This window comes from Streptomyces sp. GDS52 (assembly GCF_052246875.1).
Taxonomy (GTDB): Bacteria; Actinomycetota; Actinomycetes; order Streptomycetales; family Streptomycetaceae; genus Streptomyces; species Streptomyces cathayae.
The window spans coordinates 6,348,998-6,365,860 of record NZ_CM125966.1 but is presented as its reverse complement, the minus strand read 5'-3'; the positions used below and the strand labels follow the sequence as shown (position 1 = coordinate 6,365,860).

Genomic DNA, 16,863 nt, shown 5'->3' with positions numbered 1-16,863 from the left:
TGCACAGACCTTAGCGGGGTGGCCGGCGGGCCCTTGTGTGGCCATACCCACACCCGGAAGCGCCTCTGTTGTACGGACCCTCCTTGGCCACGGCGGTCGAATAGGACAGGATCGGCTCTCATGAACCTGCTGAACACGCTGGTGGACAAGGGGCTGCGGCGCGAGACGCCGACCCGCGAGGAAGCGCTGGCCGTCCTCGGGACGTCCGACGACGACCTGCTCGACGTGGTGACCGCGGCCGGGAAGGTGCGGCGGCACTGGTTCGGCCGACGGGTGAAACTCAACTATCTGGTCAACCTCAAGTCGGGTCTGTGCCCGGAGGACTGCTCCTACTGTTCCCAGCGGCTCGGTTCCAAGGCCGACATCCTCAAGTACACCTGGCTCAAGCCGGAGCAGGCCTCGGAGGCGGCCGCGGCCGGACTGGCGGGCGGCGCCAAGCGGGTGTGTCTGGTGGCCAGCGGCCGGGGCCCGACCGACCGTGACGTGGACCGGGTCTCCGACACCATCAAGGCGATCAAGGAGGGCAACGAGGGCGTCGAGGTGTGCGCCTGTCTCGGTCTGCTCTCCGACGGCCAGGCGGAGCGGCTGCGCGAGGCGGGGGCGGACGCCTACAACCACAATCTGAACACCTCCGAGGCCACCTACGGGGACATCACCACGACGCACACGTACGCCGACCGGGTGGACACCGTGCACAAGGCGCACGCGGCCGGCCTGTCCGCCTGCTCCGGGCTGATCGCCGGCATGGGTGAGAGCGACACGGATCTGGTCGACGTGGTGTTCGCACTGCGCGAGCTGGACCCCGACTCGGTCCCGGTGAACTTCCTGATCCCGTTCGAGGGCACGCCGCTCGCCGAGGAGTGGAACCTCACCCCGCAGCGGTGCCTCAGGATCCTGGCGATGGTGCGGTTCGTGTGCCCGGACGTCGAGGTGCGGATCGCGGGCGGCCGGGAGGTGCACCTGCGCACGATGCAGCCGCTCGCGCTGCACCTGGCCAACTCGATCTTCCTGGGCGACTACCTCACCAGCGAGGGCCAGGCGGGGCGGGCCGACCTGGAGATGATCGCGGACGCCGGGTTCGAGGTGGAGGGCACCGACCAGGTGACTCTGCCCGAGCACCGGACGGGCGGGTGCGGGTCGCACGACGGCGGCGGTGTCTGCGGTACGGCACCCGCGGGTGCCGGTGCCTGCGCGGGCACCTCGTCCTCCGGCGGGTGTGCGCAGGCGGAGGCGCCCGCGGGTGCCGGGACCGCCGCGGAGGGGGCCGGCCGGGCCGACGGGCCGCGTACCGATCTCGTCGCGGTCCGCCGCCGGGGCGCCGGAACGGATCTCGCTCCCAATGCCTGAGCGGTCCGTGTCCGAGTTGCTCGAGCTGGACCGGCGGCACGTCTGGCACCCGTACGGGCCCATGCCGGGGCGCGGGGAGCCGCTGGTCGTGGAGTCGGCGGCCGGGGTGCGGCTCCGGCTCGCCGACGGCTCGGGCGAGCTGGTCGACGGGATGGCCTCCTGGTGGTCGGCGATCCACGGCTACAACCACCCGGTGCTGAACGAGGCCGCGACCGACCAGCTCGGGCGCATGAGCCATGTGATGTTCGGCGGGCTCACCCACGAACCCGCCGTCCGGCTGGCGAAACTCCTAGTCGACATGTCGCCCGAGGGGCTGGAGCATGTCTTCCTCGCCGACTCCGGCTCGGTGTCCGTCGAGGTCGCCGTCAAGATGTGCCTGCAGTACTGGCGTTCGCTCGGGCGTCCCGAGAAGCGGCGGCTGCTGACCTGGCGGGGCGGCTACCACGGTGACACCTGGCAGCCGATGTCGGTCTGCGATCCCGAGGGCGGGATGCACGAGCTGTGGACCGGGGTCCTGCCGGAGCAGGTGTTCGCCGAGGCCCCGCCCGCGGAGTACGAGGAGGCGTACGCCGACCACCTGCGGGAGCTGATCGGGCGGCACGCCGGGGAATTGGCCGCGGTGATCGTGGAGCCGGTGGTGCAGGGCGCGGGCGGGATGCGCTTCCACTCCCCCGCGTACCTGCGGGTGCTGCGCGAGGCGTGCGACGCGCACGACGTGCTGCTGGTGTTCGACGAGATCGCGACCGGGTTCGGGCGCACCGGCGCGCTGTTCGCGGCGGAGCACGCGGCCGTGACCCCGGATGTGATGTGTGTCGGCAAGGCGCTGACCGGCGGCTATCTGACCATGGCGGCGACGCTGTGCACCGCGCGGGTGGCCGACGGCATCTCGCGCGGCGAGGTACCGGTGCTGGCGCACGGTCCGACCTTCATGGGCAATCCGCTGGCGGCGGCCGTGGCCTGCGCCTCGATCGAGCTGCTGCTCGGACAGGACTGGCGCGCGGAGGTCAAGCGGATCGAGTCGGGCCTGCGGGACGGGCTGAGCCCGGCGGCGGACCTGCCGGGCGTCCGTGACGTGCGGGTCCTCGGCGCCATCGGCGTCGTCCAGCTCGATCACGCCGTGGACATGGAGGCGGCCACGCGGGCCGCGGTGCGCGAGGGCGTGTGGTTGCGGCCGTTCCGCGATCTGATCTACACCATGCCGCCGTACGTCACCGGTGACACCGACGTGGCCCGGATCGCCCGCGCGGTGTGCGCTGCGGCTGCGGCCACGCAGGAAGGATGACATGCCGGTACTGGTGATCACGGGCACGGGCACCGAGGTCGGCAAGACGGTGGTGACGGCGGCTCTCGCCGCGACGGCGCTGGCGGCGGGCCGGTCGGTGGCCGTGCTGAAGGCGGCGCAGACGGGTGTGGCGCCGGGCGAACCCGGAGACGCCGAGGAGATCACCCGGCTCGCCGGTGCCGTCACGGCCACCGAGATCGCCCGGTACCCGGAGCCCTTGGCGCCCGCCACAGCCGCCCGCCGGGCCGGCCGGGCACCGGTGCATCCGCACGAGGTGGCCGAGGCGGCCGCCAAGCTGGCCACCGAGCACGACCTGGTACTGGTGGAGGGCGCCGGCGGACTGCTCGTACGGTTCGACGCGGCCGGCGGGACGCTCGCGGACGCGGCGGCACTGCTGGCGGCACCGGTCCTGGTGGTGGTGTCGGCGGGCCTGGGCACCCTGAACGTCGCGGAGCTGACGGCGGGCCACCTGCGCTCGCGCGGGCTCGCCCCGGCGGGTGTGGTGATCGGCAGCTGGCCCGCCGAGCCCGATCTGGCCTCGCGCTGCAACCTGCAGGACCTGCCGGACGTGACGGGGGTCCCGCTGCTGGGCGCGGTGCCGGAAGGGGCGGCCGCCCTCGCCCCGGCCGGCTTCCGGACCGCGGCACCGCACTGGCTCGCGCCCCGGCTGGACGGCACCTGGGACGCGGAGGCGTTCCAGGTGCGGGAGGCACGCCGGGGGCAAAGGACGTAGCGGAACTCCTGTCGAGGGATGCGTCGGGGGATGCGTCGGTGGGATGCGGGGTGGCTCCGCGGGGGACAATCGCGGTAAGGCCGGTCCGGGGACGGAGTCCTCGCCCCCCCGGGCTTCCCGGTTTCCTCACGGCAGGGAGGTGCCCCATGTCCGCCGGTTCCGCGAAGGTGGCGCGGGATCCCGTGCGCCATCCGTTGTTCGCCCGCTGCTACGCCCGGCTCAGTGTCACCGCGGAGACCCGCGGGGGCATGGCCGCGGTGCGCCACAGACTGCTCGACGGGCTGTCGGGCCGGGTGATCGAGGTCGGCGCCGGCAACGGCCTCAACTTCGCGCACTACCCGGGCACCGTCTCGGAGGTCGTCGCCGTCGAGCCGGAACGGGTGCTGCGCCGGCTGGCCGTGGAGGCCGCCCTGCGCGCCCGCGTCCCGGTGGAGGTCGCGCCGGGTGCGGCGGAGGCGCTGCCGGTCGAGAGCGGGGCGTTCGACGCGGCGGTGGTCTCCCTGGTGCTGTGCAGTGTGCGGGACCTGCCGCGGGCGCTCGCGGAACTCCGGCGGGTGCTGCGGCCGGGCGGTGAGGTGCGGTTCTTCGAGCACGGCCGGGGCGGCGGCCGGGTCATGCGCCTCACCCAGCGCGCCCTGGACCGGACGGTGTGGCCGCTGCTCGCCGGTGGCTGCCATGTGGCGCGCGACCCGGTGGGCGCGTTGCGGGAGGCAGGGTTCGAAATCGGCCCGTACCGGCGGACGCTGATGCCGGAGAGCGGCCCGAAGCTGCCGACGTCGTACTGCGTGCTGGGCACCGCGTGGCGGCCGGCGACCGATGCGGCGGGCGGCGCGCCGACCGGCCGGAGCTGATCACTCGCTCCAGCGGCGCAACTCGGCGGCGATGTCGTCCACGGACGCCTCGCCGTTCTTGACCAGCCGGGCCAGATCGCGCACCTGCTCCGGCGAGGTGACGACCTTCAGACCGCTGGCGACGAGGTAGGCGTACGCGACGGCGGAGGCGAACAGGGCGTTGGAGCGTTCCAGCGCGGGCACATGGAGCAGCAGCTGGAGCAGCGCGGCGGCACGGGCCTGCGGGCTGCCGTAGACGGGGACGTCGAATATCTCGGCCTCGTGACGGGCGACGGCGGCGACGAGAGCTCCCCAGTCGGTGACCTGGGGGTCCCCCGGAGTCTGCCGTTCGGCGAGCATCAGCAGCCAGGCGAGGTCGATGCGCAGACCGTCCAAGGGATCAGCGGCGACCTTCGCTCGGGCCTTCGGGGTTCTTCTCCCCCGCTCCCGGCATCGCCCGCGCGGGCGAGGTTCCGTCGAACTCCTCGGCGAAGACGCTCTCGTACTGCTTCATGAAGTCGGCGGCGGCCTCCACGAAGGTGTGGCCGACCTCACCGGCGTCCTGCCGGACCAGTTCCTCGATGTAGCGGTTGACGCTCATCCCGCGGGCCAGTGCGCGCTCCCGCGCCGCCCGGGCGGTGCCCTCGTCCACGCGTACGTTCAGCTGGGTCTTCGCCATGCCTCGAAGCTAGCGCCGATGCGCTAGTACCGGCAAGTGCCGCCGTAAAACGTGCCCCTTACAGCGATATGGGGTGATGGTGCACCTGCGGGGGATATTTGGTGCGGAGCGGGTCACACTAGCCTCGGGTGCGGCAGACGCCTCGGCACGGTCCGATGCCCGCATACGCAGATCCCCACCTGCCCGTATGCCGGCATATCCACTGTCGGCATATCCACACCGCGGTATCTCTGCATCGCTCTCTACATCTCCAGACGAAGGAGGCGGCCTTGTCCACACCTGCTGCGGAGCACTCCCCCGGCCTCGCGTCGGCGGACGGAATCGCGGCCCGCGCGCGCGGCCTGACCAAGGCGTACGGATCCGGCGAGACGACCGTGCTCGCCCTGGACTCGGTGGACGTGGCCATCGCGCGCGGCCGGTTCACCGCGGTGATGGGTCCCTCGGGGTCCGGGAAGTCGACCCTGATGCACTGCCTGGCCGGACTCGACAACGTTTCGGCCGGACAGGTATGGCTCGGCGACACCGAGATCACCGGGTTGAAGGACCGTGAGCTGACCCGCCTGCGCCGGGACCGGGTCGGGTTCATGTTCCAGTCGTTCAATCTCATTCCTACTCTGAACGCACTGGAGAACATCACTCTCCCGATGGACATCGCGGGCCGGAAGCCCGACGAGAGGTGGCTGGACCAGGTCATCGACACGCTCGGCCTGCGGAACCGGCTGAAGCACCGGCCGGCCCAGCTCTCCGGCGGCCAGCAGCAGCGCGTGGCCTGTGCGCGGGCGCTGGCCTCCCGGCCCGAGCTGATCTTCGCGGACGAGCCGACCGGCAACCTCGACTCGCGCGCCGGTCTGGAGGTGCTCGGCTTTCTGCGTGAGGCCGTCGACCGGCTGAACCAGACCGTGGTGATGGTCACGCACGACCCGGGCGCCGCCTCCCACTCCGATCTGGTGCTGTTCCTGGCGGACGGCCGGATCGTCGACGAGATGCGTCGGCCCACGGCGGAGGCGGTGCTGGAGCGGATGAAGCGGTTCGACGTGCTCCGCGCCCAGAGCGACGACGACGGCCCCGCTCCCGGCCTCGCTCCCGGCCTCGCTCCCGGCCTCGTCGGCGACGGGGCCGGGCGGCCCGACGAGTCGGTCCCCGGCAAGGGCTGAGACCGTGCTGAAGGCGACGCTCAGGAGTTTCCTCTCGCACAAGGGGCGGCTGCTGCTGTCCGCGCTGGCCGTCGTCCTGTCCGTGGCGTTCGTCGCGGGCAGTCTGGTCTTCTCCGACACCGTCGCCCACACCTTCGACCGGCTCTTCGCCTCCACCTCCGCCGACGTGACCGTGTCACCCCCGGACGACCTGGAAGCGGCTGTGCCCACCGGCCAGGTCCGGACCGTGCCGGCCTCGCTCGCCGAGCGGCTGGCCGGGATCGAGGGGGTCGAGTCCGCCCGCCCGGTCGTCAGGGCCGGGAACGTCACGGTCGTCGACAGCGACAACGAGCCGGTGGGACCGACGACCGGCGCACCGACGCGTGCGATGGCCTGGTACGCCGACGAACACAGCGTCGCGGAGCTGGCCTCCGGCCGCGCCCCGCGCGGTGCCGGGGAGGCCGTGCTGGACGCGGACACCGCCGACGCCAAGGACTTGGCGATCGGCGACACCCTGTCGGTGCAGGCTCAGCCGGGCACCTTCCGCGTCAAGATCGTGGGGATCGCCGCCTTCACCACCCCCAACCCGGGCGCAGCCCTCATCTTCCTCGATCCCGAGGTCGCCGCCGTCGAGCTGCTGGGCTCGGCGGACCGGGCCACGAGCATCGCCGTCGAGGCGGCGCCGGGTGCGACCGCCGAGCAGGTCGACCGCCGTGTCACCGAGGCGCTCGGCGCCGGCACCTACCGGGTGGAGACGGCCGACGAGCAGGCCGCGACGGCCACCGACGAGCTGGGCGATTTCCTCGCCGTGATCAAGTACGTGATGCTCGGCTTCGCCGGGATCGCCGTGCTCGTCGGCGTCTTCCTGATCGTCAACACCTTCTCGATGCTGATCGCGCAGCGCACCCGCGAACTCGGGCTGCTGCGGGCGATCGGCGCCGACCGGCGGCAGGTGCGCCGGTCGGTGCTCACCGAGGCGGTGCTGCTCGGCCTGTTCGGCTCGACGCTGGGCCTGGCGGCCGGTATCGGGCTCGCCCACGGGCTGATCCGGCTGATGAGCGTCTTCGGCATGAACCTGAACACCACGGAGATGGTCGTCGGGTGGGGCACGCCCGTCATGGCGTACGGGGTCGGGGTCGGGGTCACCTTCGTGGCGGCGTACCTTCCGGCCCGCCGCGCGGCGGAGGTGTCCCCGATGGCCGCCCTCGCCGACGCCGAGATCGCCGGGGTGGGCCGGCCGTTGCGGACCCGCGCGGTGGCGGGTTCCGTCGTCGGGGCGCTCGGCGCGGCCGCTCTGGCGGGCTGCGCCGTCTCCGCCGAGACGGCGCCGGCGGCGTTCCTGCTGGGGCTGGGCGTCGTGCTGACCCTGGTCGCGGCCGTCGTCGCCGGTCCGTTGCTGGTGCGACCGGTGATCCGGGTGCTGGGCGGGGCCTTCCCCGCCCTGTTCGGACCGGTCGGGAGGATGAGCCAGCGCAACGCCCTGCGCAATCCCCGCCGTACGGGTGCCACCGCCGCCGCGCTGATGGTGGGACTCGCCCTGGTCGGCGGCATGTCGGTGGCCGGCACCTCCATGTCCCGCTCCTTCGACGAGCAGATCGACAGGACGCTGGGCGCCGATTTCGTCGTCCAGAACGCCAACTTCCTGCCGTTCTCCCAGGAGGTCACCGACAAGGTGCGGCACACGGAGGGCGTGGGCGTCGTCGTACGGCAGCGGTTCGCGCCGGTGGCGGTGCGGCTGCCGGACGGGAAGAGGATCGAGACGACCGCCGCCGGGTACGACCACCGGATCGACGACGTCGCCCGGCTCACCTACGCGAGCGGCGGCACGGCGGCGGCACTGGCCGACGGCGGTATCGCCATGGACGCCAAATTCGCCGCGGACCACGGCGTCCGGACGGGCAGCACGATCCCCGTCGAGTTCCCGGGCGGGCGGCGCACCGAGCTGACCGTGGGCGCCCTCACCGACATGGAGAGCGGTGAGGGCTTCGGCGTGCAGGGCGGACTGTTCCTCGGTATCGCGACGGTCGAGAAGTACGTGCCCGGCGGGCAGGACTCCGCGCTGTACGTGAACGCCGCCGACGGCACGAGCGCGGATGAACTCCGTGACCGGCTGGAGACCACTCTCGCCCCGTACCCGCAGGTCCAGGCACGGGACCAGGCCGACTACAAGGATCTGGTGCACGACCAGATCGCGGTCCTGCTGTACCTCGTCTACGCCCTGCTGGGGCTGGCGATCATCATCGCGGTGCTCGGCGTGGTCAACACCCTGGCGCTGTCGGTGGTGGAGCGCACCCGGGAGATCGGGCTGCTGCGGGCCGTCGGACTGTCCCGGCGGCAGCTGCGTCGCATGATCCGGCTGGAGTCGGTGGTGATCGCGGTGTTCGGCGCGGTGCTGGGTCTCGTGCTGGGGCTGGTGTGGGGCGTCTGCATGCACCAGGTGCTGGCGCTGCAGGGCATGACCGCGCTCGCGATCCCCTGGGGCACGATCGTGGCGGTCGTCATCGGTGCGGCGGTGATCGGCGTCGTCGCGGCGCTGCTGCCCGCCCTCCGCGCGTCGCGGATGAACGTCCTGGAGGCGATCGCGCACGAGTGACACGTGCGCGAGGCTTTCGCACCGGCGTCCGGATCGTGGAATTCCGTGTCGCGGACGGTGCCGCGTGCTGGGACCGGCCCATGACCGGGCTGCGCATACGGGCCGCGACGCCCGAGGACCCGGACACCTTACTGGCCTTCTGGAAGGTCGCCGCCGAAGGCACGAGCATCAGTGACGACCGGGCCGGCGTGGAGCGGCTGGTCGCACGCGATCCCGAGGCGCTGTTCCTCGCCGAGAAGGACGCGGAGCCGGTCGGCACCGTGATCGCGGGCTACGACGGGTGAAGGCGGCACCTTCCAGCTGCTCCACGACGGGGCGGGCCGGAGCGGAAGGTACGGTTGCTGTACTTCGAGCGGAGGCTGTTCACGAGCGGAGATCACCGCTGCGGGGCGGCGTCTGTCTCACGGGAGGCAGTCATGGACGAACGCGACGTCCTGCTCAACGAACTCGCGCAGGGGCTGCGCCCGGTGCCGGAGGGCATCGAATGGTTCGACGGCCTCGGCCGGGAAGAGCAGTCCGAGGTGCTGCTGTTCCTGCGCCATCACTGCGTCCAGGCGCGCGCCGTCGCCGAGGACGCACCGGAGAGCATCCGCCGTGCCGGGCTGCGCCCGACGCATACGCCCGCGGTGCTGATCTCACGAGGCCGGATCGACGAGCAACTGGGAAAGATCGCCTCTCTCGCGCCCCTCGACGAACGCCGCAAGGCGTTCAGGCTGCTGATCGCGGTGCTCACGATTGCCGACGCGCGGCGCCGCGAGCGCTTCTGCTCCGGCGGCTGCGGTCACTGGTGGCACAGGCTGTCCGTCGTCCGACAACCCAGCACAGCACCCCTGAAGGCATCGAGTGCGCTCCCGGGAACTTGGGAGCGACTCGGTCAGCAGTCCCATGTCCATGGCGGGCCCGCCACTGAGTTTGTGGGCGTGATGTCGTCAGGGTGAGTCCGGTTGCGGCATCGGATCTGAGTCGCGCTCATATCGTCGGGGGCTCGCGAGCGGGGAACTGGATCCCCTGTGACTCATGCCCGTTCACGGTGGCCACCCTCATGGTGCGGATGTCGACGCTTTCGACGTCCCTCGGGCTCAGCCGGCCAGGCGGGACCGGTCGGCCGTGATGTGGGGTGGGCCGAGGCGTTCGAGCAACAGCCCTTCCCGGGTGGACCACGGGCAGATCTCGACGCTCCTGGCCCCGCAGGCTTCCATGAGGGCCTGTGCGATCAGGGCTCCGGCCAGGGACTGCTCGGCGCGGTGCCGGGAGATGCCCGGCAGCTTGGCACGGCGGGCCGGTCCCGCATCGGCCAGCAGGGAGACTGACGTGCGCAGCTGGGGTAGCGCCAGCCGCCGTCCGGCTCGCGGTGCCTTGCCCTGGGCGGCGGCGAGCCGGGCGAGCTGTTCGAAGGTCTTGGAACAGGCCAGCACCCGCCCATCGGGTTCGGCCTGCGGCAGACCGGGCACGGCTTCCAGGGACCGATGAAGGTGCTGCCGGATCTCGGCCAGGCGGCGTTGGGACGGCGCGGTGCCGCCGGGAAGCCAGTCCCGGGTGATCCTGCGAGCACCCAGGGGCAGCGAGTGGACGACGCGGGGCTGGTCTCCGGTGCCGGAGGCGATCTCCACGGTGCCGCCGCCGATGTCCAGGACCAGCAGCTGCCCGGCCGTCGGTCCTGCCCACTGGCGGGCGGCCACGTAGGCCAGCCGCGCCTCCTCGACGCCGCTCAGCACGCGCAGGCGGGTGCCGGTGGTGCGTGCCACACGCGCGATGATCTCGTCGCGATTGGGCGCGTCCCGGATGACGGAGGTCGCGAACGCGAACACCTCCGGTCCGCACGGACGCGGGTCGGCGGCGACGGCCTCGGCCACTGCCCGCTCGACGCTCTTCATGCCGGCCTTGTCCAGCCGCCCCTTGCGGTCGAGGGTCTCGTGCAGTCTCAACCGCACCTTGCGGGAGAACACCGGCTCCAGCACCGTCCCCGGGCGCCGACGCACCACCGTCAGTAGAGCACTGTGGCACCCGACATCGAGCACACCGGCCTGCCGCATCCCATCGCCTCCCCCTGGCCCCACACCCGACCGGACCGGCCCCTTCTCCGACCTTCCGGCAGCCCGGACGATGACCCGACGGGATTCCGGCCCGCCTCGTGAGCATACCGTCACCACCCGTGCACCCTCCGCCCCGGCCCGCAGCGGTGGAGCCGTGGGCGCGCTCACGCCGAATGCGCACGGAGGTCCCGGATCCTCGAACCGTACGGTTTCGCCCACCGTGGCCCTTTCCCTCGATGGCCCTGGCAGCGCCGGTTCCAGTTCGAGGGAGAACTCAGCAATGATCATGCGCGTGGTCTTGCTACCTCGCCTGCTCCTGACGGAGCTCGACCGTCACATCGTCGGCCTCGGACCTGAGTTGCCGGTTCTCATCGGCGAGTTCCTGCATCGCAGTCGGAGTGGAGTCCTGGGCCTCGGCTCGGGCTTGAAGCTCCCGGATGAGATCGGTGTGCCGGTACACGACATCCCGCCGCAGCTCACTCCCGGCGTTCAACTCCGACGCGGTCGTCTTTCCGGACTGCGAGTGCAGCGGCGTTGGCGTTGTCAGGTTGAGCGAATGCCCGAGGGTGTGAGCCGGTTCGGCGCGTTTCGGCTTCGGCGGTGACAGCGGCTCAGGCTACGGCGGGCAGGCCGGCGACGCCGGTGACCTGATCCCAGATCGCGAAGCAGATGGTCATCTCGGCGCGGTAGTCGGTGGCGGTCATCAGGTGACGGCGCGGCCGGCCAGAACCGGTCCGCGGGCTCGGGGCGGACCGGACCGGCGGGCCGGCCGTCGCGGCACCGCGTTCTCGTGCCGCGGCACCAGCGGTTCGGCGTCCTCGGCCGTGTCCCGGCGCAGCAGGACCACAGGCACGCACAGCAGTGCCCGGGTGGCCCGGTACAGCAGCGAGACGATCACTGGTGCCGCGTCCCGGCCACCGCCGAGGGGTTGTGCACGCGTGCTCCCACCTGCAGCGATGACTTCACGAGCCCCACAGGTCGCGTTCGCCGGGCAGGGTGGCCCCGAACGGCTTCGGTCCGGGGCCACTGCAGACTTTTGCCTGCCTGCCGGCTCAGTCCTCGTACATGGCGATGATGCGGCCGACGACCCCGCCCTTGCGGAGGCGCTCCAGCCCCTCGGGGATCCGGTCCGGCGTGATGCGGTTCAGCGGCGGGTTGAGGTCGCCCGACCGCATGAGGTCGTAGAGCTCCTCGAGATCCCGCTTCGTGCCCGACTTGGAGCCGAGGACCCGCAGCTGCTTCAGAATGATCGCGCCGGTGCTGATCGTGGACTCGAGGCGGCCCATGCCGACCTGCACCAGTGTGCCGAATTCGCCGAGTGTCTCGAGTGCCTCGGCGGTGGTGGTGCCGAAGCCCGCGTAGTCCACGATGAGCTCGAGGTTCTTGTCCGCGAACTCGGTGATCGACTCGGCGACGCCCGCCAGGCCGACCTCGGCGGCGAGCTCCCGGGTGGCCGGGTTCACGTCGGCCGCGTACACTTCCGCTCCCTTGAGGACGGCGGTGCGGGCGCCGATGTAGCCGAGGCCGCCGAGGCCGATCACACCGACCCGCATGCCCTTCTTCGCTCCGCCGAGTGTGACCATGGCGTGGTACGAGGTGAGGCCCGCGTCGGTCGCCATCGCGCCCAGCTCGAACGACACCTCGTCCGGCAGTCGCACTAGATTCGCGTCGGTCGCGCGCACCTTGGGTCCGTAGCCGCCGTCCCAGGCGCCGTAGCCGATGGCGTCGCCGTCCGGCATCATCGGCGAGAGACCGACGCGGTCGCCGATCTTCCAGTGGTTCATGCCCTCGCCGACCTCGCTGATCACGCCGGCGTTCTCGTGCCCGAGCGTCATCGGAATCCGCGGGAACATCGACATCCAGCCCGCGTCGTCCATCGCGCTGACATCGGAGTGGCAGAGACCCGCGGCCTTGACGTCGACGACGACCTCGCCCGGTCCCGCGTGCGGCGCTGCCACCTCCTCCAGGGTGAGCGGCTGGTCGGTTCCGTGGAAGCGCCAAGATTTCATGGTGTCGTGTGTCCTTGCCTACGTGCGTCGGGGGACGACGCCAGATGACGCCGTCCGGGCTGGATGGGCTTTCTCTTGTCTCCCGATCCGGACGGCGCTCGATGGAGGCTCTCTCCGGACGGTTCTTTTGGCGGGCCCGGTGCGGGTGCCCGTGTCTCGGCCGCGGTCGCTCATACGCGACGTCGTTGTCGGACATGAGCCATGCGGATGGTGCGTGTGTGCGGCTGGGCAGCGGACCGGTGGTTCCGGCCCCCGCCGTCAGCGGCGATCGTCCCCGCGGTCCCGATCACGGTCACGGCCGTGCCGGCCGTTGTCCGTGGCGCAGGAGACGGTGACGACGCGCTGCGCGTCGGAGTGGGGCGATGCCGAGGCGGTACCGCCCGCGGCGAGCACAGTGCCCGCTGCGGCTGCCACCGAGGTGGTGGGCCCATTACAGAAACTACCTGGACATTGTTGAAAGATGAACTTCCCGTTACGTGGGCTATTTCACCGCTGTCGCCTCGCCCGGAGGGAAATAATCCGGCCTTCCGCGGCCTTCGCGCGGCAGAGTTCAACCGCATCGACGGACAGGGAGAAACCGCCGCCGGTCGAGACGGAACGGCAGCCCGTCCCGGCGGCAGGGGCGGCCGGCACGCACCGGCGGCCACCTGGACCCGGCCCGGTCCGCCGTCGGCCGCTCCCCGCGCACGCGGAGACGACCCCGGCCCCGGGAGGCCTCTCCCCGGCCCTCGCCGACATCGCGCACGTCCCCGGGCCGGGGCGGTGAGGGGAGTCGGGGAGATCGCCCTGTCGGGCGGGGTCGGTGCGGGCGGGCGGGGGTCGGCGGCTGCGCCGTGTGGGCGCGAGTGACCGGAGGCGATGCCGCAGGCAGGCAGCGAGGCCCGAGGGCCCCTGCCGTGTGCCCGCCGGGACGGTGCGTCAGAGCACGGCGAGCCGGTCCACCAGCAGCTCCGTCCTCCGCTCGATGTCCTCCGGCGGCAGCCGCCCCGCCCGGGTCAGGGTCGCCAGCCCGTGCAGGGCCGCCCAGAACACCTCGGTGAACAGCGCCGGGTGGACGCCGTCGCCGGCGACCTCTCCGAGGCTCTCCAGCAGGGCGGCGAAGGCGTCCTGCAGAGGCTCCGGGGTGTCCTCGTTCGCGAACGCCAGGCCGCCGTCGAGCTGGAACATGGCGTCGTAGACCGCCGGGCTGCGTGCGGCGAAGTCGAGGTAGGCGCGGGCGAGGGCGGTGACCCGGGCGCACGGGCCGTCCGCGGCGGAGGCCGCGGCCCGCAGCGCTGCGGCCATCTCGGCGGCGCCCTCGAGGGCGACGGCGCCGATGATCTCGCGCTTGCCGCGGAAGTGACTGTAGAGGACGGGCTGGCTGTACTCGATCCGCTCGGCGAGCCGGCGGGTGGTGACCGCGTCCCAGCCCTGTTGCTCGGCGAGTTCGCGGGCCGTCGCCACGATGAGGCGCTCGCGGTCCGCCCGTTCGCGCTCCTTGCGTTCCTGTACCGACATGATTCGACCCTAGCACCGCTAGACAATCGAGCAGCGACAGAACTAGCGTTGCCTCATCATCTAGCAACGCTAGATCCCAGGAGGGGTCACCATGCTCAACGCACTCCAGGTCGTCACCACCGTGGTCGTCGGCGTGATGGTGGGGGTGGAAACCTCCGTCGCCTTCGTCATCAACCCGATCCTCAACGCCCTCCCGGAGGACAGCGGCGTACTCGGCCGCGCCCACGGGGCCCGGATGCTCGGCGCCGTGATGCCGGTCTGGTACATCACCTCGCTCGTCCTCGTCGCGGGCTGGGCCATCGCCGGACGGCAGTACCACGGCACCGGCCTCGTCGTCACCGCCGGCGCGCTGCTGATCCTCAGCGTGATCATGTCGGTCCTGCTGCTCGTCCCGATCAACAACCGGGGCAAGACGTGGACCCCCGACAGCCGGCCCGCCGACTGGAAGCAGCAGAAGGACCGCTGGGACCGCCTCCACCACGTCCGCGTCGCCGTCATCATCACCGCCTTCGTCCTGCTGGTCGCCGCCCTCACCTGAGCCCGCGGGCCGACACCGCGCAGGTGGCGCACCATCCCCGCTCCCCGGGCGGCAGCGGGCCGCCGAAATCCCGCCATCCGGGAATGCAGCTGCCGCTGGGAGCCCACACCTGGCGATCCCGACAAGCCACGCCCCTCGATGACCTGCGCAGCTCTCGGGTCTGGTGCGGGTGAGGTCTTTGCCGCAGATCACCGAGGCACGCAGGTGAACGCGCAGGTTGCGTCACGGTCCGGCCCGCCGGAGGCAGGCAGTGGCTGGAGCACTTCTGCCTCGCTCCGCACCGGCAGAGCCGAGGGCTCGGATCCGCTGTGCTGCGCACCGGGGGCATCGCCGAGCAGTTCCGGCTCCGCCCGAGGACGGGAGCCGAGGCCGACGAGGGCTGCCGGGGCCTGGCCGACGAGTTCCCCTGGCAGGTCAGCGCCTCACCGGAGAAGCCGCAGGAGGACGCGCCGCTCGGCGCGCCGTGTGCCTGGCGGGAGATGCGCCATCGGCAGTCCTCCGCCCGTGTCTGTGCCGAGAACGTCCACGCCGAACTGCGGCAGTGGCGCCCGCTCCAGCGCTGTACCGGCCGGCGCGGGGACTACGCCGAAACCCACCGGGCGATCGCCTCACTGGTCTCGGACCGCTCCGCCCGCCGGGCGACTCGCCGCAAGCCGAGCACCGAACTGGTACTCGCCCGGCAGACGGCCCGCTGATCAACCAGCAGCCGAACCGCCGGGCCGGCACGCCACGACCTCAATCGCGGACCGAGCCGTTCAGTCCGCCCCGGCGGCGAGGTGGGCGTCCACGGCGGCGACACCGTCGACGCCCTGGCAGAGGCCCACTACCACCGGAACGAGCCACGGTTTTGGGACGTGTCCCCGAAGGGTGACGACCCCGTCCCGGACCTCGACCGCGACGGTGCTCTCGTCCAGGCCGAGGATGCGCTCCAGGACGTCCTGCTCGACCTCGCCGCGGATCTCGACGTCGGAGCGGATGAAGGCGTCGAGCAGGTCGCTGCGGGTGACGATGCCGGTGAGGAGCCCGTCGTCGTCGACCACCGGCAGCTGCTTGACGTGCCGCCTGCGGAGTTCCCGCGCGGCCCGGGGCATCGTCCAGTCGGCGCGGGCGGTGAAGACGGGGCTGCTCATGAGCGCGCCCGCGGTCCGGGCCCGGGCCTTGCCCCAGGAGCGCTCGTCGGTCCCGTCCTGCCCCTGCGGATCGGGCATGCCGGTCTCGTGCCGCAGCACGTCGGACGCGGACACGACGCCGACGAGGGCGCCGTCCTCGTCGACGACCGGGGCCGCGACGATGTCGTTCGCGTCCAGCAGGGCGGCGACCTCCTGGAGTGGTGTGGTGGGGCGGAGGGTGACGACCTCCTCGGTCATCACGTCACCGACCGTGCGGCGGTACAGCATGGGCATCGGCCTCCTCCGCTGTGCGACGGGGCGGCCGCGCCCTTGCCGGCTCGTCCACGCCGTCCTCCCTCCCCATGACAGCACCGCGCCGCTCCGGCGACCAGTGGCGTTCGGCCTGACGGGGAGGCCGACGGTCCCACCGCCAGGAGTGCGGCCGAGTGCGCGGTGGATGCCGGCGACGCCGGGCGCCCGGCCCTTGCGCTTGGCGACGGGGATGATCAGGTCGCCCCCTGACCGCTCACTCAGCGTCATTGAGCTGCGGGCTTCAGCCGCGCACACGCGCCCCTCGACATGCGACCTCACCAGTCAAGGCTGGTCATCAGTCGCCGCCGCCATCACTGACGTCGCCGCCGTACCAGCCACCACGGGGAGCGCGCCACCGCAGCGTTGAGGATGACGGGCCGCGTGTGTTGCGCCTGAGCTGCCTTCCGGTGGACATAGCCGCCAGCAGGATGCCGACGCTGCACTGCGTCCGTTCCCCCCGGCGCAATAGGGTGCCGCACCTACAGCACCGCCGCCACGACCAGGGACACGATGCTCGCGACCAACGCCCAGCCCGATACGTGACCGGCGATAACCGTGAACGCGGAGGCGTTCGCCAGGATGCAGGAACACGACGCGGACGCGAACATGCCGCCCCCTCTCTGTAGGGCATCACACGCCGCACACTCGCTTCGTCGTGCCTCGCCTGCCGGGCGTGGGTCCGCACCGCCGAAGCCGTCGTCATCCCCTCGGCCTGCGCCACGGGGCGCCCGCATGCCTCACACGTCCACTTCGCCTGTGACGCTCCCT

At 72.0% G+C, this 16,863-nt stretch carries 16 protein-coding genes and 2 pseudogenes; 10 read left to right on the top strand and 8 right to left on the bottom strand.

Translation table 11 applies throughout. The features are described 5' to 3' along the window. The first annotated feature begins 120 nt into the window (after positions 1-120). The 4 genes from bioB to ACTWJ9_RS29115 all read left to right on the top strand — a co-directional run bounded on the left by bioB (position 121) and on the right by ACTWJ9_RS29115 (position 4,213). A complete protein-coding gene (gene bioB / locus ACTWJ9_RS29130; RefSeq protein ID WP_279337242.1) occupies positions 121-1,347 on the top strand; it encodes a biotin synthase BioB in 1,227 nt (408 codons plus the stop codon). Then, on the top strand, positions 1,340-2,629 hold the full coding sequence (locus tag ACTWJ9_RS29125; protein WP_279337241.1) for an adenosylmethionine--8-amino-7-oxononanoate transaminase: 1,290 nt from the start codon (positions 1,340-1,342) through the stop codon (positions 2,627-2,629). The genes bioB and ACTWJ9_RS29125 overlap by 8 nt, the downstream gene beginning before the upstream one ends. A gap of 1 nt (position 2,630) precedes the next feature. Next, on the top strand, positions 2,631-3,362 hold the full coding sequence (gene bioD / locus ACTWJ9_RS29120) for a dethiobiotin synthase (RefSeq protein ID WP_279337240.1): 732 nt from the start codon (positions 2,631-2,633) through the stop codon (positions 3,360-3,362). A 146-nt stretch (positions 3,363-3,508) separates the two neighbouring features. Beyond that, on the top strand, positions 3,509-4,213 hold the full coding sequence (locus ACTWJ9_RS29115) for a class I SAM-dependent methyltransferase (protein WP_387036648.1): 705 nt from the start codon (positions 3,509-3,511) through the stop codon (positions 4,211-4,213). Here the strand turns inward: ACTWJ9_RS29115 and ACTWJ9_RS29110 are convergent, their stop codons facing one another. After that, on the bottom strand, positions 4,214-4,588 hold the full coding sequence (locus ACTWJ9_RS29110) for a fic family toxin-antitoxin system, toxin component (RefSeq protein ID WP_279337238.1): 375 nt from the start codon (positions 4,586-4,588) through the stop codon (positions 4,214-4,216). Between the two features lie 4 nt (positions 4,589-4,592). Then, positions 4,593-4,871: a toxin-antitoxin system HicB family antitoxin gene (locus tag ACTWJ9_RS29105; RefSeq protein ID WP_279337237.1), complete on the bottom strand. Its 279-nt coding sequence runs from the start codon at positions 4,869-4,871 to the stop codon at positions 4,593-4,595. Positions 4,872-5,140: 269 nt separating this feature from the next. On the opposite strand from ACTWJ9_RS29105, the gene ACTWJ9_RS29100 reads away from it, so the two are divergent. The 4 genes and pseudogenes from ACTWJ9_RS29100 to ACTWJ9_RS29085 all read left to right on the top strand — a co-directional run bounded on the left by ACTWJ9_RS29100 (position 5,141) and on the right by ACTWJ9_RS29085 (position 9,535). Continuing rightward, complete coding sequence (locus ACTWJ9_RS29100; protein ID WP_443294939.1) at positions 5,141-6,025, top strand: ABC transporter ATP-binding protein; 885 nt, start codon at positions 5,141-5,143, stop codon at positions 6,023-6,025. Positions 6,026-6,029: 4 nt separating this feature from the next. Then, positions 6,030-8,597 carry an ABC transporter permease gene (locus ACTWJ9_RS29095; RefSeq protein ID WP_443294938.1) on the top strand — a complete coding sequence of 856 codons (2,568 nt, stop codon included), beginning with the start codon at positions 6,030-6,032 and terminating at the stop codon, positions 8,595-8,597. Positions 8,598-8,677: 80 nt separating this feature from the next. Further along, positions 8,678-8,878, top strand: a pseudogene (locus ACTWJ9_RS29090) (GNAT family N-acetyltransferase); the annotation flags it as partial. A gap of 135 nt (positions 8,879-9,013) precedes the next feature. Further along, on the top strand, positions 9,014-9,535 hold the full coding sequence (locus ACTWJ9_RS29085; protein ID WP_279337234.1) for a DUF5958 family protein: 522 nt from the start codon (positions 9,014-9,016) through the stop codon (positions 9,533-9,535). A gap of 141 nt (positions 9,536-9,676) precedes the next feature. Here the strand turns inward: ACTWJ9_RS29085 and ACTWJ9_RS29080 are convergent, their stop codons facing one another. From ACTWJ9_RS29080 to ACTWJ9_RS29060, 5 genes and pseudogenes are all read right to left on the bottom strand, one after another. Further along, positions 9,677-10,576, bottom strand: coding sequence for a Ppx/GppA phosphatase family protein (locus ACTWJ9_RS29080; protein ID WP_279337233.1), 900 nt, complete (start codon positions 10,574-10,576; stop codon positions 9,677-9,679). A 665-nt stretch (positions 10,577-11,241) separates the two neighbouring features. Then, positions 11,242-11,352: pseudogene (locus ACTWJ9_RS29075) on the bottom strand (IS6 family transposase); the annotation flags it as partial. Next, the gene (locus ACTWJ9_RS29070) at positions 11,334-11,528 is read right to left on the bottom strand and encodes a hypothetical protein (RefSeq protein WP_279338174.1); all 195 of its coding nucleotides are present in this window, start codon (positions 11,526-11,528) and stop codon (positions 11,334-11,336) included. The gene ACTWJ9_RS29070 and the pseudogene ACTWJ9_RS29075, both read right to left, overlap by 19 nt. A gap of 154 nt (positions 11,529-11,682) precedes the next feature. Continuing rightward, the gene (locus tag ACTWJ9_RS29065; protein WP_279337232.1) at positions 11,683-12,639 is read right to left on the bottom strand and encodes a zinc-binding dehydrogenase; all 957 of its coding nucleotides are present in this window, start codon (positions 12,637-12,639) and stop codon (positions 11,683-11,685) included. 918 nt (positions 12,640-13,557) lie between these two features. Next, complete coding sequence (locus ACTWJ9_RS29060; protein WP_279337231.1) at positions 13,558-14,136, bottom strand: TetR/AcrR family transcriptional regulator; 579 nt, start codon at positions 14,134-14,136, stop codon at positions 13,558-13,560. 91 nt (positions 14,137-14,227) lie between these two features. Between ACTWJ9_RS29060 and ACTWJ9_RS29055 the strand changes: the two genes are divergently transcribed. Together ACTWJ9_RS29055 and ACTWJ9_RS29050 are read left to right on the top strand one after the other, a co-directional pair. Beyond that, positions 14,228-14,674 carry a DUF1772 domain-containing protein gene (locus ACTWJ9_RS29055; RefSeq protein ID WP_279337230.1) on the top strand — a complete coding sequence of 149 codons (447 nt, stop codon included), beginning with the start codon at positions 14,228-14,230 and terminating at the stop codon, positions 14,672-14,674. Positions 14,675-14,982: 308 nt separating this feature from the next. Further along, positions 14,983-15,369 carry a hypothetical protein gene (locus ACTWJ9_RS29050; RefSeq protein ID WP_279337229.1) on the top strand — a complete coding sequence of 129 codons (387 nt, stop codon included), beginning with the start codon at positions 14,983-14,985 and terminating at the stop codon, positions 15,367-15,369. A gap of 60 nt (positions 15,370-15,429) precedes the next feature. Here the strand turns inward: ACTWJ9_RS29050 and ACTWJ9_RS29045 are convergent, their stop codons facing one another. Next, positions 15,430-16,077, bottom strand: coding sequence for a CBS domain-containing protein (locus ACTWJ9_RS29045; RefSeq protein ID WP_279337228.1), 648 nt, complete (start codon positions 16,075-16,077; stop codon positions 15,430-15,432). Between the last annotated feature and the right edge of the window lie 786 nt (positions 16,078-16,863).

Bases quoted from the DNA above. Each gene is read 5' to 3' on its own strand.
- bioB (WP_279337242.1), top strand. From the start codon at position 121: ATGAACCTGCTGAACACGCTGGTGGACAAGGGGCTGCGGCGCGAGACG.
- ACTWJ9_RS29125 (WP_279337241.1), top strand. From the start codon at position 1,340: ATGCCTGAGCGGTCCGTGTCCGAGTTGCTCGAGCTGGACCGGCGGCAC.
- bioD (WP_279337240.1), top strand. From the start codon at position 2,631: ATGCCGGTACTGGTGATCACGGGCACGGGCACCGAGGTCGGCAAGACG.
- ACTWJ9_RS29115 (WP_387036648.1), top strand. From the start codon at position 3,509: ATGTCCGCCGGTTCCGCGAAGGTGGCGCGGGATCCCGTGCGCCATCCG.
- ACTWJ9_RS29105 (WP_279337237.1), bottom strand. From the start codon at position 4,871: ATGGCGAAGACCCAGCTGAACGTACGCGTGGACGAGGGCACCGCCCGG.
- ACTWJ9_RS29085 (WP_279337234.1), top strand. From the start codon at position 9,014: ATGGACGAACGCGACGTCCTGCTCAACGAACTCGCGCAGGGGCTGCGC.
- ACTWJ9_RS29065 (WP_279337232.1), bottom strand. From the start codon at position 12,639: ATGAAATCTTGGCGCTTCCACGGAACCGACCAGCCGCTCACCCTGGAG.
- ACTWJ9_RS29060 (WP_279337231.1), bottom strand. From the start codon at position 14,136: ATGTCGGTACAGGAACGCAAGGAGCGCGAACGGGCGGACCGCGAGCGC.
- ACTWJ9_RS29055 (WP_279337230.1), top strand. From the start codon at position 14,228: ATGCTCAACGCACTCCAGGTCGTCACCACCGTGGTCGTCGGCGTGATG.
- ACTWJ9_RS29045 (WP_279337228.1), bottom strand. From the start codon at position 16,077: ATGCCCATGCTGTACCGCCGCACGGTCGGTGACGTGATGACCGAGGAG.